Raw genomic sequence first — 21,023 nt, 5'->3', positions numbered from 1 at the left:
ATGGGTGATCTCAAGGCAACCCTGGGTGCGGGGATCTTGGGCTAGGGCGGACTATGCCGCTGCATAGTGTGCGGGTTTGGGGCTCGTGCGGTAGTGACTATGCCGCTGCATAGTGCGCGAGCTCGAGGATCCAGCGGTAGTGACTATGCCGCTGCATAGTCGGCTTCGATGATTCTCTGCGGCTGTACCGTTCTGCGAGCCTGATGGGTGATCTCAAGGCAACCCTGGGTGCGAAGATGCTGGGCAAGGGGGAAACTATGCCGCTGCATAGTGCGCCGGCTAGGGGTTCGAGCGGTGGAGACTATGCCACTGCATAGTGCACGGGCTCGAGGTTTCAGCGGCGGTGACTATGCCGCTGCATAGTTGGCACAGCAAAATGCCCGCTGGCATATTGCACAGCGGGCATGAGGAGATGAAGCGCGTGTCTTACTTGAAGAACTTACGCAGCGCCTCGCGACCACCAGGGATCGAGTTGATGAAGACAACCAGGCTGCCGATTGCAGCACCAAGCGTCGTCACAATCACGCTGATAGTCGTGATTGCTTTCAGGATTTCTTCCTCATTATCGGCAGGGCCGATGCTTCCGTGCGGAGCCAGCGTTGCCGAAGGCTCAGCAGTCACCTTTGTCGGCGTAGGAGCGGTCGTGGTCTCCTTCGTCGTGGTTTCGGTCGACTGGTTGGTGGTGGTTTCCTCCGACGTCTCAGTAGTCGTCGTCGAGGTGGTGGTTTCCTCCGTGTCCTCGGAAGGTGCCGGTTCCGCCGGCGCCTCAGTGGTCGTCGTCGGTGCCGGTTCCGAGGTGGCGGTGGTAGTTGCCGAAGTGGGTTCGGAGGTGGTGGTCTCTGCAGCGAGAGCTGAAGTGCCAAGAGCGCCAGCGGCGACGGCGGCACCGGCTGCGGAAACCAACAGAGTGCGGAGCTTCATGCTTGAATATTCCTAGCTGGGGTGGAGGTTTAGAACGGGAGCTTCGGGAGCTGGACCTGCGGCACGTGGACGTGCGGGATGCCCAGGTGGAACTCGCGGTTCAGTGCGTCGATGATCTTGTTGATGCCACGCGGGTCAGAGAACACGATCAGACCGGTGGTCAGAACCGCAGCGAGGGTGCCAGACACTGCGCCGATGATGTGGCCCTGGGAGGAACCGGAAGTCTTCTGCGGTGCGGGCTTGTTGCCCTCGCCCTTGCCCGGCTGCTCAGTATCGCCCGGCTTGTCGGTTTCACCCTCGCCCGGCTTGTCGGTTTCGCCCTCGCCCGGCTTGTCGGTTTCGCCCTCGCCCGGCTTGTCGGTCTCGCCCTTGTTGTCCTCGGGCTGGTCAACCGGAGCGGTGGTGTGGGTGTCGGTGGCCCCGTTGCCGGTGTTTTCGGCGTCCTCAGCGTAAGCCGGGGTAACAGCCAGGGTCAGCGCGGTCGCGGCAGCGACCATTGCAGAAGAAATGCGCTTCATTATGAAAAACTCCTATGGAAATTTAGGGGGTTTGTCGCTGTCGACCGTGCGCTCGACAGATCACTCGGAAGAACCTAGCAGGTTCCCAGAAGAAAACATAGTGATATAGGCAATGTTTTCAGTGATCCCCGCATCGGATTGGCCAACACCTGGAAGTCAGGGGTTTGGTCACGGCGAGCAGTGTACCCCAAATCATCTATATGTCTAAGTTCTATGGAGGTGGGGTAAATCGAGGTTTGAACAAACTGAAAGCTCGTCGCGCGTACACTGATCGACCATGCGCCCATCTGACACATTCCAAGAGGTCCATGCCGCCGATATCCAGTTCGCGCAGGGAAGGATTTCTTCTGTCATTACTCCGTCGCCGCTGCAGTACTGCCCGCGGCTGTCTCAGCAGTACGGTGCTGAGATTTATCTCAAGCGTGAAGACCTGCAGGATGTGCGTTCGTACAAGATTCGCGGGGCGTACTTTGGCATTTCGCAGCTAACCCCGGAGGAGCGGGAGGCTGGCGTAGTGGCGGCGTCGGCAGGCAATCACGCCCAGGGCGTGGCGTACGCGTGCCGTGCGCTTGGGATTCAGGGCAAGATCTTTGTCCCGAAACCCACCCCGAAGCAGAAGCGTGACCGCATTTTGGTGCACGGCGGTGATGCGATTGAGCTCGTCGTTACGGGCAACACGTTTGACGAGGCTGCCCAGGCTGCGCGCGAAGACGCTGCGGCACGGGGAGCGACGGTGATTGAGCCGTTCGACTCGCGCAATACCGTGGTCGGGCAAGGCACCGTCGCGGCCGAGATCGTCGCGCAATTGTCCAGTATGGGCAAGCAGCTCGACACTGTTCTTGTGCCGGTCGGTGGCGGTGGCCTGATGTCAGGTGTGATGTCGTATGTGGCGGACATGTCGCCGTCGACGAGGGTGGTTGGTGTTGAGCCGGTGGGGGCGTCGTCGTTACGCGCTGCGATTGAGGCGGGCGAGCCGGTGACGCTGGAATCTATCGACCCATTCGTAGACGGTGCGGCGGTGAAGCGGATCGGTGACACTCCCTGGCAGGTGTTCCAAGCACATAAGGATCGTGCAGAGGTGCTTGCTTGCGACGAAGGGGCAGTGTGCACGGAAATGCTCTCGCTGTATCAAAACGAAGGCATCATCGCTGAGCCCGCGGGTGCGCTGTCGGTTGCGGGCCTTGCACAAACGACGATTAAGCCAGGCTCGACCGTCGTTTGCATCATCTCTGGGGGCAACAACGATGTGCTGCGCTACGCGGAGGTCATGGAGCGCTCCTTGGTCCACCGCGGGCTGCGTCACTACTTCCTGGTCAACTTCCCCCAAGAGCCAGGACAGCTTCGCATGTTCCTGCGGGAGATCCTGGGCGAGGAAGATGACATCGTGCTCTTCGAGTACTTGAAGAAGAACAACCGCGAAACCGGTGCGGCGCTAGTTGGCATTGAGTTGGCGCATGCAGAAGACCTGGCGCCCTTGCTGGATCGTATGGAAGCGTCGCCGATCGGCTGCCGTCGCCTCGAGCCTGGCACGCCTGAGTACGACTTCATCGTTGCAGGTTAAATGGTTACTTCTTACGTCCGACCCAAGGCTGGGGAGACAGCCATCCACGAGCTTGAGATCAAACGTTCCAGGTTCATCACCTGGGTGACGCGTGCCACCACTGAGGAGGAAGCGCGCGAGGTCATCCATGCCGCGCGTGAGGCGTACCCGGATGCGCGCCACCATTGTTCGGCGTTCATCGTTCATGTCGACGACGCACAGCCGATCGAGCGCTCTTCCGACGACGGTGAGCCCTCCGGCACGGCAGGAAAGCCGATGCTTGAGGTGCTCAAAGGATCAGGTATGTCCGACATTGTCGCCGTGGTTATTCGCTACTTTGGTGGCATCAAGCTTGGCACAGGCGGCCTTGTGAGTGCGTATACGAACGCGGTGTCTGAAACACTGCCGAGCGTTGTCACCACCACACGTGCCATGCGTGAGCAAGTTGCCGTGGACCTTCCGCATGCTGAAGCCGGCCGAATCGAAGCAGAACTACGCAACGCTGGGGTGGAAGTCGTAGACGTCAAATACGGAGCTGCCGCCACGTACACGCTCGCGTTCGAACCAGGGGAGCGTGAGCGTATCGACGACCTCCTCGCCGCCGCCACCCAAGGCCAAGCAGAAAGCAAAACGCTCGGACCACGGTGGGTCGAGTTGTCTACTTCGCGCTAGAATTGCATGCCATGACTATGCAGCCGCGCCCAAACAACCCGATCGACCAACGAAAAGCCGCCGTGCGCAAATACTCGCGCGACGCGCTGGTGTGGGCCGGCGGCGGCCTCGCCGGCGGCATCGCGTTCGGTCTGCTGATGCAGTCCTGGACGATCCTGGTGCTTGGGCTCGTCATCGGAGTTGCGGGTGGTTTTGTGAATTGGAACAAGGTCCAAAAGATCGTCAATCACCAGGACCGTTACTAGCGCCTTGATCGAACCGCCAGGCAAAGCCGTCCGTATCGACGCCTGGCTGTGGGCCGTGCGGATCTTCAAAACACGCAGCCAGGCCGCCGAAGCCGTTCGTGCTGGGCACGTCAAGATCGGTGGCAAGGCAGTCAAACCTGCCGTCCAGGTCGTGCCGGGAGACACGGTGCGGGTATGGAAGAACCACCACGAGTACATTCTCGAGGTTACGGCGACGGTGTCGAAGCGCGTTGGCGCCCCGGTGGCGCGCACCTGCTACATCGACCACAGTCCGCCACCACCACCGCGTGAACTCTTCGCGGCACCTCCTGTGCGCGATCGCGGAACTGGGCGCCCCACGAAGAAGGAACGCCGCGAAATCGACCGCCTCATGGGGCGGCGTAACTAAACGCAGCTAATCGATGCTGCTGCGCAGCCGGGCTAGACGGCCGTTGAGCCGCTTGCGGCGCACCTCTGGGCGGTTTCCCGAATCCCAGGTTTTCTCGATGTGTTCGGTGCCGAACCGGTTGAGCAGGAGATCGTCGATAATGCGCACTTGCCCCGGGACGAATGAGTAGTTCATCGAGTTGGACACAGCCTCGATGTCTGCCGGGTTGGTCAGGTCCGCAACGTCCGAGACAAGCTCAATGCCGTGGGCACGCAGCAACTCGGTGAGGAAGCGGTAGTCGCCCGCGCGTGAGAGCGGAAACTGGCTGCCAAGCAACACGGTCAGAATGCCCGGCAGTGTCTCAGGCGAGATTTCGGTGTCCACGTCGGTGTGCACCTTTTCCTGCGGGTCTGCCAAGGCTGAGATTTGGTCAAACTGCTGATCGGCTAACTCGATAAGCCCTGCTGCGAGGGTGAACGCGCGGTCCACCTGCGGGTCGAGTTTTTCCGCTGAGCGTTTGTACCTGATGTCGTGCTCAAACTCCGCCCACGCATGCTGCAGCACTGTACGAATCTGCACCTCGAAGACTTGGCCGACGAACTCCTCAAGGCCCTCGGATTGCTCCTCAACACGGACGACAAGGTGGTGCGAGCCGTAGCCGAAGTTGCCGGCGACTCGGGTTTCTTCGGCTTTGTCCACGCTGCGCAACACCTCAAACTCGTCGGCGAGCAGGCGCTGCACTGCAGGGATCTCGGTCGAGTGCAGCACGGTGATACGGGCGCCGATGATGTCTTTGATGTCGTGCCACGGGTCGGGGTAGAGCAACTCACCGTCGCGAGTTTTGCGGGCTTTTTCCTTCAACGAGGTCCAGGACTTTACTCGTGCATCTACGCGGTCGAAATTCACGCCGGCATCGCGCATGAGTTCATGGAGGGCGTGGCGGAAGGTCATCGCCACGTCCTCGTGTGCGTTTACCCAAGCGAAGTAGGTGGAGCCGAGACGTGCGATTGTGTCGTCAGCTTCCTTGTTTCGCTTGGCCGGTTGTTTTGAAGTGCTCATGTCGGCGGGTGAGCTTACCCGGAAACTGGCGGATCGTGCATTAGCGGGAAGCCGACCGAGTATGTCATCAGCGCGCCGCGCCCCAGGATGTCGCGGACGTGATGCAGCGGTGCGTCGAAGATAAACAGTTCCTGGTCGTCGCGGGTGGCGTAGACCAGCTCGTGGTGGGGGTCGAGCACCGTCTGGAAATGGCGGTGCATCACCGTAAACGTTTTCGGGTGAGCGAGCCACGCGGTGGGTGGCACACCGTGTCCACCTACCTCTAAACCGGGCGGAAGGCCGGTCTGCTCCAGCGCTGCAGCGGGGTTGCGCACCAAAAACTCGACGCCCGTGTCGACGAGCGCCCGCTTCGCCAACCGGTCAGCGGCACCATTCCAGAGCTGGTTCATGCTCGGCGTGAGCTCACCGATTTGTTGGTGGGTCAGCGCCGGACCGTCGTCGACGGTAAAGACACACACCAGGCGCGGTGCAAGGTTGATAAACGCGGTCGAGGCCGAAAAGCCAGGCGTGAGCCAGGAACGTGATGACGACGATGGCGCGACGTCGTCACGCCGCGCCAGCCGCAATTCAATAGCATCTTGGTGGACAGGGCGGGGAAGAGTTTCTACTACGTACATACTCAGTTAGACGTAGCCAACACCGCCCCGGTTCCATCCGAACCAAAACTTTTTACAGACCGAGTACCTCGAGGAGTTTCGGGGCCTGCCAAATCTGAATGTCCTGGCCCTTTTCCTGCAGTTCGCGGGCTCGCTTTTCCTTCGAGGTCACACTCGACCATTCGCCGACAACCAAGATGGTCGTTTTCTTGGTGACGTTCTTGCCCACCTGCGCGCCCTGCTTCGCAATCGCGTCCCACAACTCGCCCTTATCGTGCGGTTCGAACTCACCGGTTAAGGTGACGTGCTCGCCGTAGAGAGGAGCGTTCGGGTCGGCTTGAGCATCTGGCTCCGGCACGGTGTCCGGGGTGGACACCGACTGCCACGGAGCGGGTTTGCGCTCCTTCTTCACCGGCCCGGCCTGGTTGGAACCACGTGGCTCGGCGGTGGCGGCAACGGCAGCAGCGACACCACCTTCGGCGACCTGCTTCGCCTGCACCGCGCGGCCGGCACCGGAGCGGTCGCGGAGGACAGGGGTGACGCGGGCGTCGTCGATCGATCCGAGCGTGAACCCGGTGTCGTGGATGAAGCTCATCAGGCTGCCAGTGTGGCCGGCCTCCCGGGCGAGACCAACCATCACACCGGCGCACGCAGCGGCATCTTCGCAGGCATCGTGGTGGTTGTCCAAGGAAACGCCGAAGTGCTGCGCAAGGGTTGGAAGCTTGTGATTTGCCACATCCAGCTTGGTAGCGCGGGCCTGTGCCAACGTGCACGCGAACAGCATCTTCGGGACGGCGATGGAGGAGGCCAAGCAAGCATCGCGAAGTGCGGAGGCATCGAACTGTGCGTTGTGCGCGACAAGGGGTAAATCCCCGACAAAGGCGCTCATTTCCGCGATACAGTCGCGTACGTCTGGGGCATCAGTGACATCCTCAGCAGAAATGCCGTGGATAGCAACGTTGCCGGATTCGAACTCGTCTAAACCGGCAGGCGGCTTACATAACCAAGACTTTCGCTCGACCTCTTCGCCGTCGACAATCTTGACCAACCCGATCTGACAGATCGAGCCCCAGCGACGGTTCGCGGTTTCCACATCGAAACCGACGAAGGAGAAGCCAGGAATGCCTGCTCCGCCGTCGGCGGTAGCGGTGGTGGGGGCCTTGCCGTGCTTGGCGTCGTCGAGAAGCGTGCGCAACTTCTTTGCGCCATCGACGTCTCCCGGTGCGAACCAGACGGTCAGCGGAGCACCGGTGGTGGCAACATCCACTTTGGTCGGCGACCATGCGTCACCTTCGGTGATATCCACGCCGGTGATGTCGGCAATGTTGACGGTGCGGTCGGAAGAATCGCCACGCAGTGAGGCGAGGAGGGCAGTTGGGGTCACGGTGAGGGCGTCGTTGGTCACAGTCAACGTTGCACCATGAGCGGAAATCATTTAGGCGTTGCCTTCCTTTCGGCCCGCACCAGCGGGCGGTTGCGTACGGCGCAGCACCACGGTCGAGCGCTGGCCGACAGTGACAGTCGAATCCGGACCGATGGGTTGTGCGTCTTCACGGTAGCCGAGGGGGCCAGTCGTATCGACGACGATCTCCCATTCGTCGCCAAACTTTGCGCCGGGAACAGTGAAGTCAATGTCCTCATAATGGGCGTTGAACATGAGAAGGAATGAATCGTCCACGATGCGCTGGCCGCGGCTATCGGGTTCCGCGATCGCTTCGCCATCGAGGTGAACCATAAGTGCACGGCCGAAGGCGGCGTTCCAATCGTCTTGTGTCATGAGACGGCAGTCGGGGGTGAGCCAAGCGATCTCTCGGCCGTGTTCGTCGTCGCCAAGCGCACCGCCCTCGAGGAACCTGCGGCGGCGAAACACCGGATGATCTCGGCGCAAAGCGATGAGCCGACGCGTGAATTCGTGCAGGTCTGCTGCGCTTTCAAGGTTGGACCAGTCCATCCAAGCCGTCTCGTTGTCCTGGCAGTACACGTTGTTGTTACCGCCCTGGGTGCGTGCGATCTCGTCGCCGTGAGCGAGCATCGGGGTGCCCTGAGATAGCAAGAGTGTGGTCAGGAAGTTGCGGCGTTGCCGTGCTCGCAGGTCGAGCACCACAGGGTCGTCCGTGTGGCCCTCCACACCACAGTTCCAGGACCGGTTGTGGTTCTCGCCGTCGCGGCTATCTTCGCCGTTGGCTTCATTGTGTTTGTCGTTGTAGGACACCAGGTCATTCAGGGTGAACCCGTCGTGGGCGGTAATGAAGTTGATCGACGCGGTCGGGCGACGCCCGTTGTGCTGGTACAGGTCCGACGAGCCGGTGAGGCGCGAGGCGAACTCGCCGAGGGTGGAGTCCTCGCCGCGCCAAAAGTCACGCATGGTGTCGCGGTACTTGCCGTTCCACTCGCTCCACAGGGCAGGGAAGTTACCGACCTGGTAGCCGCCTTCGCCCACATCCCACGGCTCGGCGATGAGTTTGACCTGGCTCACCACCGGGTCCTGTTGAACCAAGTCGAAGAAGGTGGCCAGACGGTCCACGTCTGAAAACTCGCGCGCGAGGGTCGAGGCGAGGTCGAAGCGGAACCCGTCGACGTGCATCTCGGTGACCCAGTAGCGCAGCGAATCCATAATCAACTGCAGGGAGTGCGGGTAGCGCACGTTCAGTGAGTTTCCGGTGCCGGTGTAGTCCATATAGAGGAACCGGTTGTCGTCGACAAGCCTGTAATACGCCTCGTTATCAATGCCACGAAACGCAATTGTCGGGCCCATGTGGTTGCCCTCCGCGGTGTGGTTGTATACCACATCCAGGATCACCTCGATGCCGGCCTCGTGGTAGGCGCGCACCATCTGTTTGAACTCAGCCACGGCATCGCCAGGGGCAGAGGAGGAGGCGTAGCTGTGCTCCGGGGCGAAGAAACCGAACGTGTTGTAGCCCCAGTAGTTGCGCAACCCGAGTTTGAGTAGGCGGTCGTCTTGCAAAAATTGGTGCACCGGCAGCAACTCAATCGAGGTCACACCAAGGTCGGTGAGGTAATCCACCATTACCGGGTGCGCCATACCCGCATAGGTGCCGCGCAACTGCTCAGGAATGCCCGGGTGGGTCTGTGTCATGCCCTTGACATGGCACTCGTAGATCACCATCTCCTCATCAGGGATCTTCGGCGCGCGGTCGTCGCCCCAGTCGAAGAACGGGTTGATCACCACCGACAACATCGTGTGGCCGAGCGAGTCTTCTTCATTGCGACCGGTACCAGGTTCTACTGCGTTGACGTCGTAGGAAAACAGCGAGGAATGCTGATCAAACTCCCCATCAAAGGCGCGCGCGTACGGGTCCACGAGCAGCTTGCTGGGATCGCAACGCTTGCCGTCGGCCGGGTCCCACGGCCCGTGCACGCGGTAGCCATAACGCTGACCTGGGCCAACACCGGGCAGGTAAGCGTGCCAGACATGGTTATCCACCTCGTCGAGGGAGATACGCGTTTCGGCGCCGGTGTCGTCGATAAGACAAAGCTCAACTGCATCAGCAACCCCCGAAAACAGTGCAAAGTTCGTCCCCGCCCCATCAAACGTCGAGCCCAGCGGATGTGCGGAGCCAGGCCAGACTTGCTGCTGCAGATCCGGATGCGTCGTCTCAGTCATGCTGCCCGAGCATAGTGCACCCGCTCGACACTGCCCGGGCTACGAGTGCTGCGCCAAACCGTCCAGCAAAAACTTCACGGCCGCAGCATGCGTCTGCGCAGAATCGTCTTCGTACGTGTCCGAAACACTGCCGGTCGCTTCCGCAAGTTGTGTGCTTGCTTGGTGCACGGCGGCATCCCCAAGCGTCAAATGCAACAGGCCGAGAGCCACAGCACGCATCTCGCTTGACGACGACCCCTCACCCGAATACTCACGCACCGACGCAATAAACAATTCCGACAACTGGGCGCGAACCTCAGCGTCCGGCTGACTCACTGCAGCCACAAGCACCTCTGCGCCATCGCGGATGCCGAGCACCGCTTCCCGCAGCGCGCGACTTAGCTCAGCTGGGTCGGCAACTGGATCGCTCATGAGCGGGCGCACAATATGCTCCGCCAACGACGCGAGCAACTCCTGCTTGTTGGCGATATGCCAGTACAACGCGCCGGGGGCGACGCCCAGCGACGACGCCACACGCCGCATGGAAACATCAGCCAAACCGTACCCAGACAGCAGCTCAAGCGCCGCCTGCGTGATGCGCTCGCGAGACAATTGCATGACACACCACCCTAGACCGAAGTGGCCGAAACATGGGTTTACGTGACTTCACAGGAACCATTCAGAACAATAGTACGGACGTTCAACCGTCAGGTAAGCGTTGCGTTGGTACTCTTTGGGACGAACGTCCCGTCGTGGCGCCAATCCACGCTCAAGACGGTTGCCCGCGTCCAGCGAACGGATGGGGTGAAACTAGGAAGGTAGTCAAAGATGAAGATGAACACTACGTCCGGCATGGCAGCATGCGTAGCTGCAGCAATGCTCGTACTTCCGCTTTCGGCATGCGGATCCTCCGACGAAGGCAAGTCCGGAGGGCTGTCCACCGCTGCTGAGGCTGCTCCGGCCGATACGGCTGTCGAGTCCACGGTGTCCGAGAATGCCGATAAGAGCGAAGGAAAGAAGGACGACGCAAAGAAGGACGAGAAGAAGGCAACCACCACGACTTCGAAGAAGAAGGAGTCGAAGGAAGAGGGCGGCAACCAGGGCGAGGCGCCGACCCTTGCCAATCCGTTTGAGAACGGCATGCCGGAAAACACCAACCAGCCGCTCGAGGGCGCACAGGAAGGCACCGACGAAGACCGCAAGCAGATGGAAGACACTGCACGTGCTGTGCTGAACCCGGGTTCTTTCGCTGACTGGACCCGCACCATCTTGGACAATTCCTGTAAGGCAGTCGCTGACCCGATGATGGAGGAACTGGAGCGTCAGGGTCTGACCCTTGAGCAGGTTGAAGAGGCGGGCCGCCTTGCTGAGCAGCAGGGCCAGGCGCTCGAGCTGCCGAAGTCCGAGGTCAGCATCTCCGACGTTCGTGTGGACGGTAACCGTGCGTCTGCCAACCTGACTGCAAAGAACGCAAACGGTGAAGAAACCCAGGTCATGATCTTCGAGAAGGAAGACGGCCGCTGGAAGTTCTGCAACTAGTGATGGGATCTGGTGCAGGGCTGCTCGCGCTAGCCCTGCTCCTCGGTATCGCTGGAGGTTTCGCCTGGGGTGGTCTTCGTCCCGCATACGTCGGCGTGATCACAGAAAACGGCGGTATCGGGGTCGACGAAGTGGCAAGCCCTGTGAATGTACAGTTCACAGGGTTTGCGTGGTTTGTGCTGCTGGCACTCCTGCTCGGGGTGGTGCTTGGCGCCGTGGGGTGGCGCAGCGTGCGCCGCGGCAGGGTCGGCGGTTCTGTGTGGTGGATGCTGTGGATCATGACCGTTGCCGTACTCGGCGCGATCTCGATCTACTTGTTTGGTGACTGGTTGAGCCTCAAACTGCACCCCAGGCCTACCCACGATGTCTTGGAAACCGGATCGAGCTTCACGCTTGTCCCGCCGGTTTCGCCGGGGGTCGGGTGGGCTGTTGCGCCGCTGACAGCTGGTCTGGTGTTTTGGATCGGCAACCTGCGCGCCTATGCGCGTGAACCACGCGGGGATGACGACAGCCGTCTGTAAGGCCCCGAACGGCCGGAATCGGACTGCGTCGTTACACTGACGGCGTACACAGCTTGAACGCGCCAATAACGCAGGAGGTTCGCCCAGTGGCAGGTGCCGGAAACACATTCTTCATTCTTTTGCTGTTCCTCCTTGCAGGCATCCTCGTCGGTGGAGTGTGGTCGTCGTATCAGAACGGCTCCTCAAGAGCGGTGACTGCCGTCCTCGCGCTTCTTGCAGTTATGGCAGCCCTAGGTGGTGTGCTGATGTTGGTGGAGGTGATGTGAGATGTTCGGAGTTCGGCCCCTTACCCGCGACGAGGTTGATTCGCTAACCAATGTGTGGCGGGCCCGTGGTTTGATCCCGGTGCTCGTCGCCGTTGCATCTGCCTTCGCCGCCTGGTCGCTTCTGTTGCCGGTAGTGCCCACAGCCGTCATCGATGCCGGACAGTCTGCATCCCTTGCCGGGCTGTCCACTGGTGTGTTCATGCTGGCAACAGTGCTCACACAAGTTTGTACACCGTGGGCTCTGCGGAGGTTCGGCTACAGCATCATCATGGCAGTGGCCTCAATGCTTCTGGGTATCCCGGCGTTGGGGTACATCATCGGCATGGATGCAGCGCCGCTGCTGACGGTTAGTGCGATTCGTGGCATCGGCTTCGGTGCATTGTCCGTGGCTGAAGCGGCGATTATCGCGGAGCTGGTACCGCTGCGCCTGCTCGGCAGTGCCACGGGAATTTTCGGTGGTGTTGTCGGCCTTGCTCAGATGATTGCGCTGCCATCGGGCTTGGCCCTGGTGGACAGGATTGGCTACGACGCCGTGTACATGATCGCGGCATCGATCGGTGGCATCTCGCTCATTGCCTGTGCGGCGATCCCTGCTATTCCACCACCGGATCCCGAGCCAGAGACCACAAACATGGTCCATGTGCCCATGTGGCATCTGGTGCTCGTGCCGGCACTCGCGTTGATGTTTGTGACCACTGCTTACGGTGCGATCACGAACTTCTTGCCGGTCTCCATGCGTGATCTCGACCCGGCCACGGGTGCCGCGATGGGCGGCGTAATGCTCGGCGTGATGAACTTTGCGTCGATGATCTCGCGCTACACGGCAGGCAAGATCATGGACCGTCGTGGGCAGCCTGGCACCGTGCTCATCCCATGCCAGGTCCTTTGTGCACTCGGCGTGTTGCTCATGGCAGCCATCTTGGCGCTTGAGCTACCGGTTTGGACCATGCTGCTGGCCGCCCTGTGTTACGGCGCAGGCTTCGGCGCGGTGCAAAACGAGGCACTGACCATGATGTTCTACCGCCTGCCGCGCTCGAAGACCTCGGAAGCTTCTGCTATCTGGAACATTGCTTTCGACGGCGGGACGGGCCTGGGTTCTACCTTCTACGGCATGCTCATTGCCACGATGGCGTTCGCGCCGATGTTTGGCATCGCCTCCGGTGTCATCGCGATTGGGCTGATTGTCACGTTGCTTGACCGTCAGTTGGGCCGTCACCGTGTGGTGGAAGTTAACAATCTGTCGGCTCGTTTGAAGGCTGTGCAGGCGCCGCGTCGTTATCCGTCGAAGAATAAGAAGCAGCCGAAGAACCAGTAATCGGGGGAGCGGATACACTACGCAACCATGACGAACACCCCGGCAAGCCCGACAGTCGCGGTACTTGATTACCTCGGCAGTGAGACCACCACCAGCCTTGTCAGTGCTTTGGTGAATGCAGGTGCTGATGCTTTTGCCACCACTGACCCCGACAAGGCTGTGCAGGCAAGCGGTCTTGTCCTGCCTGGTGGGGCATCGTTTGCAGACGCTGCTGCGGCGATCAAGCGCATCAAAGGGGATCGCATCGTAGGCCAGCGTCTGGCAGGGGGTAGGGCACTGCTTGCGGTCGGCACTGGAATGCACGTGCTTTTCGACGACGCCGTGACCGGCAGCCGCACCACACCAGGCCTTGGGGAGTGGCCGGGCCAAGTTGTGGAGGCAGCATTTGAAGCGGGGGAGTACCCCGTCGTGGCGGCAGATGGTTCGAAGCTGCTGGCCGGAATTGTTGGAGACGTGTTCTTCGACGCGCCACAAGCCGTGAAGTCGTTCCCGTTGGCAGAGGATGACTTCATCGCCTACCCGAAACTGTCTTGGGCAGACATCAACGGCGAGCGCATCCTTGCCGCTGTAGAAAATGGGCCATTGTGGGCGATGGCGTTCGACCCAGCCATGTCCGGTGAGGTTGGTGTGAGCGTGCTGGGCAACTGGGTGCAGCAGCTGCAGCCGGAGGTGTCTCATGCATAAGCCGGCGGAGCTGCTTGATGCTGCATTGTGCGCGGTTGATGAGGCGCGTGAGGTATTCGTCGACAAAGTGGGGGCTGCTCCTGCACTGCGCAAGGGGGCCGGCGACTTTGCCACAGAGGCTGATCTGATCATTGAGAAGCTGTTGCGCAAGCGTCTGACGGACACGACTGGCATTGCGGTGTACGGCGAGGAACAAGGCGGGTCGTTTGATCCGGAGGCGTGCTGGGTTGTTGACCCGATCGACGGTACGTCGAACTACTCGTCCGGCAATCCGAACTGCGCCATCCTGTGCACGCTGCTGCTTGGTGGAAAACCGGTCGCAGCGATTACCGATGCGCCGCTGCTGAACATGCGCCTCACCGCGGTCGATGGCGAGCCCGTGCACCTCAACGGCAACGCCTTGCCACCGGTTGGTGCGCTGACTTCCGCTGCGGAGCAGGTGGGGATTGGCTCGTTGGCCTCGGCGGATAGGCAGCGATACCCAGCATCGTTCCGTCTCGACTTGGCAGGCGCACTCACGGATTCGCACCTGCGGCCGCGCATCAGCGGATCGGTCGGCGTTGACCTGGCCTTCGTCGCGCAGGGGATCTACCAGGCTGCGGTCAGTTTTTCCCCGCACATCTGGGATAACGCAGCTGGTGTGTTGTTGGCACGCAGTGCAGGGGCGAACGCAAGCGCGTTTGATGGTTCGGAATGGACTCCGACCACCGCCGGTGTGGTTATCGGTACACCGCATGCGCATCGTACTGTGCTCGATGCGATCCAGATGGTTGCAAAGTAGCGGAAGGACGCTTCAGATGAAGAAGAACAAAACCGGTGCACTGCTGCTCGGTGTGGCGGGTGCGGTGATGTGGGGCTTTTCCCGCATGGACTGGGTGACCGCGAAGTACAACGACGACCTCTCCGGCGAAGGTGTAGCAACCATCACCGGCGCGGAGTGGTCCACCGAGATCACCGCAGTGGCGGTGCTGCTGCTCGCCGGTGCGATTGCCGCGTTTGCGTTGCGCAAGGTCGGTCGTCGTGTTATCGGCGGAATTTGCGCGCTCGCCGCCGCTGCTGCTGTCATCCCAGCAGCAGCGCTTCTGGCGCGTGGTGCTGACCATGAGCGTATCCACGCCATCTTGACGGCAGGGGCGGAACAGGCAGCCACGGATACGTCCTCCGCTGCTATTGCGAACTGGGCGGAGATCACCGCCGCCGACGTTGCTGTGGTAGGCCCAGTACTCACGATCGTGGGATGTGTGCTGGGGGTGATTGGCGGTGCGATGCTCGTCGTCAAGCCTGGCGAGGATGCGCCGAAGCAACACAAATACGAGAAGGAAGCTGTGCGCAAAGAAACCATCCGTCACGACCTGAAAGAGGAGCCGGATTCCGGACGCGTGATGTGGGATGCGCTCGACGCGGATATCGACCCGACCGAAACTGGTGACGAGGATTTTCGTCCTACGCAGGGCAACCGCTAACCTATAGCGCTATAGGCCGTATCACCTGGAGGTAGGCGCATGTCGGCACCGAGCGCAGTATCAAACGTTGTCGCTGGTGTGCTCCGTGATGTCGAAAAACGCGAAGCGGTCGTGCCGTTCCAGGAAATCAAGGCCCGCTCGCGCGACATGCCCCCAACCCGCGATGCTAAAGCAGCACTTTTGCGCCACGGCTGCGGGGTCATCGTGGAGATCAAACGCAACTCGCCAGTTTTTGGCCCAACCGCGGTAGGCAGACGCTCGATCGAGTCGGTTGCCCAAGACATCGAGCGCGGTGGCGCCCACCTCATCGCTTGCCAGACAGAGCGGCTGCGTTTCGACGGCTCCCTGGCAGATCTGGCCAACGCCCGCGCAGCCGTAAGCCTGCCGATGGTGTGTCGCGATGTCATCGTCGACCCGTACCAGATCCACGAGGCCCGCTGCTACGGCGCCGACATGCTCCCGCTGCAGGTAGGCATCCTCGAACAGCCGCGCCTGGAGGCACTGCTGGACCGAGTGGAATCGCTGGGCATGGTCGGTGTGGCCGAGGTGCGCACGCCAGCGGAGGCGGATCGGGCCCTTAAGGCCGGCGTGAGTGTGATCGCGGTGAACTCCTGGACCTTTGACACCAACGACCTCAACCGCAACGCCTTTGCGGATATCGCGCCGGGGCTTCCCACCGAAGTGATCAAGATCAGCCTGGGTGGTGTGACCACTCCGCGTGACCTGATGGACGCCGCCGCGTGTGGTGCGGATGCCGTGTTGGCAGCGGAGGCTGTGATGGCGTCTGGCGATGTGTACGAGGCAACCCGCTCTTTGGCGGCCGCGGGACAGCACCCAGCCTGTCCATCGCGGAATTAAACTGGCACACTGTTGGGCGTGCAAACAACACTTCTGGCAAACATTCCTTCCCCGCCGCAGGGGGTGTGGCAGCTCGGACCGATTCCGATTCGTGCCTATGCGCTGTGCATCATGGCGGGCATTGTTGTCGCGCTGTTGATTTCCCTGCGTCGCTACAAGGCCCGCGGTGGTAATCCGGAGACGATCTGGGATGCAGCGATCGTGATTATCCCGACCGGCATTATCGGCGGGCGCCTTTACCACGTGATCACGGATTACGATAAGTACTTCGGTGAGGGCAAGAACCCGTGGAAGGCCTTCGACATCACCTCGGGTGGGTTGGGCATCATCGGCGCAGTCGCGCTGGGAACCCTGTGCGTGTGGGTGATGATGCGCCGCAAGGGCCTTCCGTTCGCGCCACTTGCGGATGCAGTTGCGCCGACGGTGATTCTCGCCCAAGGCATCGGCCGGTTGGGCAATTACTTCAACCAGGAGCTCTATGGGGCCGAAACCAATGTGCCGTGGGCGCTGGATATTTACTACCGCGTCAACGAGGCGGGGGAGTTCGCGCCGCTGACCGGCCGGTCCACCGGTGAGGTGATCGCGAGCGTGCACCCGACGTTCCTCTACGAGCTGATCTGGAACGTTGCGGTGTTCTTCCTGCTCATCTGGATTGACCGCCGCCGGCGCCTTGGCCATGGCAGCGTGTTTTGGCTCTATGTCGCGGGTTATACCCTTGGCCGGTTCTTCATCGAGCTGATGCGTAGCGACGAAGCCACGCTCATCCTCGGCCTGCGCGTCAACACCTGGATGACCGCAATCTTGTTCATCATCGCGGTGGTGATGTTCATGCGCACACCGAAGGGGCGCGAGACCCCGGAAGAGGTCGATCCGGATTACAACGCACCGTCCACGGCAGAAGAGGACAATCCGGAGTACCGTGTTGCGGTGGAAGACACGCGAGAAGCCTACGAAGGTGAGGTTGGAAAACGTGGATAGGAAAACGAAGATCGTTTGTACGCTCGGTCCCGCTGTGGCCAGCAAGGATGCGATCTTAGGACTCGTGCGCGACGGCATGGATGTCGCGCGCCTGAACTTTTCGCACGGCGATTACCCGGATCACGAGCAGAATTACCGTTGGGTGCGCGAAGCCACTGATGAGACCGGCCATGCGGTCGGCATTTTGGCGGACTTGCAGGGCCCGAAGATTCGCCTTGGCCGCTTTGAAGGCGACGGCAAAACCTACTGGGAGACGGGCGAAACCGTCCGCATCACCGTCGACGATGTTGTAGGTACGCACGACCGTGTGTCTACGACGTACAAGCAGCTGGCCAAGGATGCGAAGCCGGGGGACCGTTTGCTTGTCGATGACGGCAAGGTCGGCCTCGTCTGCACCGACATCGACGGCAACGACGTAGTCTGCCGCGTCACCGAAGGCGGCCCGGTGTCGAACAACAAGGGCGTGTCGCTTCCGGGCATGGACATCTCCGTGCCTGCGCTGAGCGAGAAGGACAAGGAAGATCTGCGGTTCGCGCTGAAGCTCGGCGTGGACATTATTGCGTTGTCGTTCGTCCGTTCGCCGTCTGATGTCGATCTCGTGCACGAGATCATGGATGAGGTGGGCCGGCGCGTTCCGGTCGTCGCAAAGCTGGAAAAGCCCGAGGCAGTCGACGCTCTGGAATCCATCATCCTTGCGTTCGACGCCGTGATGGTCGCTCGTGGTGACCTGGGCGTGGAAATCCCGCTCGAGCAGGTGCCGGCTGTGCAGAAGCGTGTGATTCAGATCGCGCGTGAGAATGCGAAGCCGGTGATCGTCGCAACGCAGATGCTCGATTCGATGATTGAGAACTCCCGCCCCACCCGTGCGGAGGCCTCCGACGTAGCCAACGCGGTGCTCGACGGCGCGGATGCCGTGATGCTGTCCGGCGAGACATCCGTCGGCGTGGATCCACACAACGTGGTACGCACCATGAGCCGCATCGTGCGTTCTGCGGAAACGATGGGCAACGTCCCGCCGCTGAACCACATTCCGCGCACCAAGCGTGGCGTGGTGTCCTACTCGGCGAACGACATTGCGCGGCGACTCAACGCGCGTGCCATTGTCACGTTTACGACCTCCGGCGATACTGCACGCCGCGTGGCGCGTCTGCACCCGGACCTGCCACTGCTCGTGTTCACACCGGTGCAGCAGGTGCGTTCGCAATTGGCCATGACCTGGGGTGCGGAGACGTTCCTGTGCGATGAGGTCAACAGCACCGACGAGATGGTCAAAGTTGTGGACAAGCAATTGCTAGCCATGGACCAGTACCACGAAGGCGACACCATGGTGGTCGTCGCGGGCACCCCGCCAGGAGTTGCGGGCACTACCAACACGATCCTCGTGCACCAACTCGGCGAGGACACGCGAAACCCCTAACGCGTTACCCTGGTGGGCATGCCTGAAACACATGCCGGAATCCAAGTACGCGATGCCCACCTACACAACCTGCGCAATGTGGACGTGGATATCCCACGCGGCACTCTCGTTGCGGTGACAGGAGTGTCAGGCTCCGGTAAGTCGTCGCTGGCGTTCGGCACCATCCACGGGGAGGGGCAACGGCGCTACCTGGAGTCGGTGGCGCCGTTTGCGCGTCGCCTGATTGGTTCTGCAGTAGACCCGCAGGTCGGCGCGGTTGAGGGACTGCCGCCGACCGTGGCGCTCGAACAGTCCACCTCCGGGGGCGGGGCGCGCTCGACGGTGGGGACGGTCTCGGCGCTGTCCAACAGCATTCGTCTGCTGTACTCGCGCGCTGGCGATAACCCGAAGGGGCTGTACTCCGACTCGTTTTCGCCCAACACGCCGGAAGGCATGTGCCCGACGTGCCAGGGCACAGGTGTCGTGCACGAGCCAACCGAAGAGTCGATGGTGCCGGACCCGACGCTATCTATCGAGGAGGGTGCGATCCAAGCCTGGCCCGGCGCGTGGGCAGGTAAGAACTTCCACGACATTTTGCAGACGCTGGGCTACGACCTCGATTCACCCTGGCAGGATCTGCCGAAGAAGGACCGCGACTGGATCCTGTTCACCGACGAGCGCCCCGTGGTGACCGTGAAACCCTTGCGCGGTGAGGACCAGATCCAGCGAAACTACAAAGGCACCTGGCGATCTGTGGCGTCGTATCTGACCAATACACTCGCCGAAACACAGTCCGATACCCTGCGCAAACGCGTGCTGTCCTACATGGAGTCACGCGTCTGCGAGACCTGCCACGGCCGTCGCCTCAACCCGGAAGCACTCAAGGTTACCTATGCTGGCATGCCCATCGACGAGCTCGGCGCCTTGCCTCTCGACCGTGTCTATGAGGTACTCGCGGCACAGAAGCCCTCGGAGGGCTCCGCCGAAGACTTGCTGCTCAAACAGATTTTGCCCGCGGTGCAGTCCGCACTCGACTTGGGCCTTGCGCACTTGAGCCTGGATCGGCCCGCGCCCACGTTGTCCGCGGGTGAGTTGCAGCGCATCCGTTTGTCCTCGCAGCTGCGCTCAGGCCTGTTCGGTGTGGCGTATGTGCTCGACGAGCCGTCAGCGGGCCTACACCCGTCCGAGCGTGGTGCGGTGCTGGATATTTGCCGCCGATTCATCGACGCAGGCAATTCCGTTCTCTTGGTGGAACACGACATGGAACTCGTTGCCCAGACTGACTGGCTCGTCGACGTCGGGCCGCTCGCGGGTGAGCGCGGCGGCGAAGTGGTCTATTCCGGCCCCACCAGCGAATACTCCGGCGATGCGCCAACTGCCCGCGCGCTTGCCAACCGCAAGCTCTCGCTTAACGACGACCCCCGCGCCGCAACCGGCGAACTTTCCCTGTCCGGTGTCTCGGCCCGCTCCATCGACGGCCTGGATGTGTCGTTTGGGATGGGGCAGTTCACCGCCGTGGCTGGTGTGTCTGGTTCAGGCAAGTCGACGCTGGTCAGCACCGTTCTCGCCGGTGTCCTTCGCGACGCCGCCTCTACCGTTGTTGATGAAGACGATGAGGTGGGACAGGAGGGCGAGTGGGGCGTCGATAAGCATGATGGCTTTGACGCTGTCACCCGCGTCGTGCAAATTACCCAAAAGCCGATCGGGCGCACCCCGCGGTCAACCCTGGCCACCTACACCGGACTCTTCGACGGCGTGCGCAAACTCTTCGCCGCAACCGACGAAGCAAAGCGGCGCAAATGGAGCGTGTCGCGCTTTTCCTACAACGTCAAGCAAGGACAGTGCCCGACCTGCGGCGGCGCCGGCAAGATCGAAGTCGAGCTAGTGTTCCTGCCCGGCTCGTACACCACCTGCCCCGACTGCGGCGGTGCACGCTACAACGACGAAACCCTCGAAGTGACCTGGGAAGGACTCAGCGTTGCGGACGTGCTGGAGTTGACCGTCGACGAAGCCGCGGACGTATTCGCCGACGAACCGAAGATCCTGCGCGCCGTCGAAACTCTGCAAGCCGTGGGGCTGGGGTACCTGCGCCTCGGCCAGGGCGCGCCCGAACTGTCCGGTGGCGAGGCACAGCGCATCAAACTCGCCACCGAGTTGCAGCGCTCCCGCAACTCGCGCCGGGGCCACACCGTGTACCTCCTCGACGAGCCCACCACCGGCCTGCATCCGGCCGACATCTCACTGCTAGTCAAGGAACTCAACAGCCTCGTCGAAGCGGGCCAAACCGTGATCGTGGTCGAGCATGACGTCTCCGTGATCGCGCAGGCGGACCGTGTCATCGAGATGGGCCCCGGCGCTGGCGCAGACGGCGGACAAGTTGTGGCTTCGGGCACCCCGTCAGAGCTCGCAAAGTGCGACACCGCAACAGGGCGCGTGCTCGCCGAGCGGTCGGCATAGTCCCGGAGGCTCGCTGGGTTTCGG

The 21,023-nt window shown here is 61.5% G+C and carries 22 protein-coding genes; 15 read left to right on the top strand and 7 right to left on the bottom strand.

The window, feature by feature from the left end:
• Positions 1-426: 426 nt before the first annotated feature.
• Together HMPREF3171_RS07440 and HMPREF3171_RS07435 are read right to left on the bottom strand one after the other, a co-directional pair.
• Positions 427-921 carry a hypothetical protein gene (locus HMPREF3171_RS07440; protein WP_070422213.1) on the bottom strand — a complete coding sequence of 165 codons (495 nt, stop codon included), beginning with the start codon at positions 919-921 and terminating at the stop codon, positions 427-429.
• Between the two features lie 29 nt (positions 922-950).
• A complete protein-coding gene (locus HMPREF3171_RS07435; protein WP_070483957.1) occupies positions 951-1,439 on the bottom strand; it encodes a hypothetical protein in 489 nt (162 codons plus the stop codon).
• Positions 1,440-1,716: 277 nt separating this feature from the next.
• On the opposite strand from HMPREF3171_RS07435, the gene ilvA reads away from it, so the two are divergent.
• From ilvA to HMPREF3171_RS07415, 4 genes are read left to right on the top strand one after another with little or no spacing between them, the layout of a single operon-like run.
• Complete coding sequence (ilvA, locus tag HMPREF3171_RS07430; protein WP_070483955.1) at positions 1,717-3,000, top strand: threonine ammonia-lyase IlvA; 1,284 nt, start codon at positions 1,717-1,719, stop codon at positions 2,998-3,000.
• Positions 3,001-3,651 (top strand): YigZ family protein, encoded by a 651-nt coding sequence (locus HMPREF3171_RS07425; protein ID WP_070483953.1) that lies wholly within the window; start codon positions 3,001-3,003, stop codon positions 3,649-3,651. It abuts the gene before it with no gap.
• Between the two features lie 11 nt (positions 3,652-3,662).
• Positions 3,663-3,896 (top strand): hypothetical protein, encoded by a 234-nt coding sequence (locus tag HMPREF3171_RS07420; protein WP_070422217.1) that lies wholly within the window; start codon positions 3,663-3,665, stop codon positions 3,894-3,896.
• Between the two features lie 4 nt (positions 3,897-3,900).
• Positions 3,901-4,284 carry an RNA-binding S4 domain-containing protein gene (locus HMPREF3171_RS07415; RefSeq protein ID WP_070483951.1) on the top strand — a complete coding sequence of 128 codons (384 nt, stop codon included), beginning with the start codon at positions 3,901-3,903 and terminating at the stop codon, positions 4,282-4,284.
• Positions 4,285-4,290: 6 nt separating this feature from the next.
• On the opposite strand, the gene HMPREF3171_RS07410 is transcribed toward HMPREF3171_RS07415, so the two are convergent.
• From HMPREF3171_RS07410 to HMPREF3171_RS07390, 5 genes are all read right to left on the bottom strand, one after another.
• Positions 4,291-5,322 carry a GTP pyrophosphokinase gene (locus HMPREF3171_RS07410; RefSeq protein WP_070483949.1) on the bottom strand — a complete coding sequence of 344 codons (1,032 nt, stop codon included), beginning with the start codon at positions 5,320-5,322 and terminating at the stop codon, positions 4,291-4,293.
• A gap of 14 nt (positions 5,323-5,336) precedes the next feature.
• Complete coding sequence (locus tag HMPREF3171_RS07405; protein WP_070450928.1) at positions 5,337-5,888, bottom strand: hypothetical protein; 552 nt, start codon at positions 5,886-5,888, stop codon at positions 5,337-5,339.
• Between the two features lie 103 nt (positions 5,889-5,991).
• The gene (locus tag HMPREF3171_RS07400) at positions 5,992-7,353 is read right to left on the bottom strand and encodes an exonuclease domain-containing protein (RefSeq protein WP_070483947.1); all 1,362 of its coding nucleotides are present in this window, start codon (positions 7,351-7,353) and stop codon (positions 5,992-5,994) included.
• Positions 7,354-9,543: a glycogen debranching protein GlgX gene (glgX, locus tag HMPREF3171_RS07395; RefSeq protein WP_070483945.1), complete on the bottom strand. Its 2,190-nt coding sequence runs from the start codon at positions 9,541-9,543 to the stop codon at positions 7,354-7,356.
• A gap of 39 nt (positions 9,544-9,582) precedes the next feature.
• On the bottom strand, positions 9,583-10,140 hold the full coding sequence (locus tag HMPREF3171_RS07390; protein WP_070483943.1) for a TetR/AcrR family transcriptional regulator: 558 nt from the start codon (positions 10,138-10,140) through the stop codon (positions 9,583-9,585).
• 210 nt (positions 10,141-10,350) lie between these two features.
• Here HMPREF3171_RS07390 and HMPREF3171_RS07385 point away from each other — a divergent pair, with 210 nt between their 5' ends.
• The 11 genes from HMPREF3171_RS07385 to HMPREF3171_RS07335 all read left to right on the top strand — a co-directional run bounded on the left by HMPREF3171_RS07385 (position 10,351) and on the right by HMPREF3171_RS07335 (position 20,999).
• The gene (locus HMPREF3171_RS07385; RefSeq protein ID WP_070483942.1) at positions 10,351-11,061 is read left to right on the top strand and encodes a hypothetical protein; all 711 of its coding nucleotides are present in this window, start codon (positions 10,351-10,353) and stop codon (positions 11,059-11,061) included.
• Entirely contained in the window at positions 11,061-11,582 is a 522-nt protein-coding gene (locus tag HMPREF3171_RS07380; protein ID WP_141739363.1) for a hypothetical protein, read from the top strand. Before HMPREF3171_RS07385 ends, HMPREF3171_RS07380 begins: the two co-directional genes overlap by 1 nt.
• An 86-nt stretch (positions 11,583-11,668) precedes the next feature.
• Positions 11,669-11,848 carry a hypothetical protein gene (locus HMPREF3171_RS07375; RefSeq protein WP_070483940.1) on the top strand — a complete coding sequence of 60 codons (180 nt, stop codon included), beginning with the start codon at positions 11,669-11,671 and terminating at the stop codon, positions 11,846-11,848.
• A 1-nt stretch (position 11,849) separates the two neighbouring features.
• Positions 11,850-13,163, top strand: a complete 1,314-nt coding sequence (locus tag HMPREF3171_RS07370; RefSeq protein ID WP_070483938.1) for an MFS transporter — start codon at positions 11,850-11,852, stop codon at positions 13,161-13,163.
• Between the two features lie 27 nt (positions 13,164-13,190).
• The gene (locus tag HMPREF3171_RS07365) at positions 13,191-13,847 is read left to right on the top strand and encodes a type 1 glutamine amidotransferase family protein (protein WP_070422228.1); all 657 of its coding nucleotides are present in this window, start codon (positions 13,191-13,193) and stop codon (positions 13,845-13,847) included.
• A complete protein-coding gene (locus HMPREF3171_RS07360; RefSeq protein ID WP_070422229.1) occupies positions 13,840-14,628 on the top strand; it encodes an inositol monophosphatase family protein in 789 nt (262 codons plus the stop codon). The genes HMPREF3171_RS07365 and HMPREF3171_RS07360 overlap by 8 nt, the downstream gene beginning before the upstream one ends.
• Positions 14,629-14,644: 16 nt before the next feature.
• Entirely contained in the window at positions 14,645-15,310 is a 666-nt protein-coding gene (locus HMPREF3171_RS07355) for a TIGR02234 family membrane protein (protein ID WP_070483936.1), read from the top strand.
• Between the two features lie 39 nt (positions 15,311-15,349).
• Positions 15,350-16,168 carry an indole-3-glycerol phosphate synthase TrpC gene (locus tag HMPREF3171_RS07350; RefSeq protein ID WP_070422231.1) on the top strand — a complete coding sequence of 273 codons (819 nt, stop codon included), beginning with the start codon at positions 15,350-15,352 and terminating at the stop codon, positions 16,166-16,168.
• A gap of 18 nt (positions 16,169-16,186) precedes the next feature.
• The gene (gene lgt / locus HMPREF3171_RS07345; protein ID WP_070422383.1) at positions 16,187-17,146 is read left to right on the top strand and encodes a prolipoprotein diacylglyceryl transferase; all 960 of its coding nucleotides are present in this window, start codon (positions 16,187-16,189) and stop codon (positions 17,144-17,146) included.
• Complete coding sequence (pyk, locus tag HMPREF3171_RS07340) at positions 17,139-18,563, top strand: pyruvate kinase (RefSeq protein ID WP_070483934.1); 1,425 nt, start codon at positions 17,139-17,141, stop codon at positions 18,561-18,563. Before lgt ends, pyk begins: the two co-directional genes overlap by 8 nt.
• Positions 18,564-18,581: 18 nt before the next feature.
• Positions 18,582-20,999: an excinuclease ABC subunit UvrA gene (locus HMPREF3171_RS07335; RefSeq protein WP_070484135.1), complete on the top strand. Its 2,418-nt coding sequence runs from the start codon at positions 18,582-18,584 to the stop codon at positions 20,997-20,999.
• Positions 21,000-21,023: the final 24 nt, after the last annotated feature.

This window comes from Corynebacterium sp. HMSC08F01 (assembly GCF_001807545.1).
GTDB classification, from domain to species: domain Bacteria; phylum Actinomycetota; class Actinomycetes; order Mycobacteriales; family Mycobacteriaceae; genus Corynebacterium; species Corynebacterium coyleae.
Note: the sequence above shows the minus strand (reverse complement) of the source record. Positions and strands in the feature narration are given on the sequence as shown.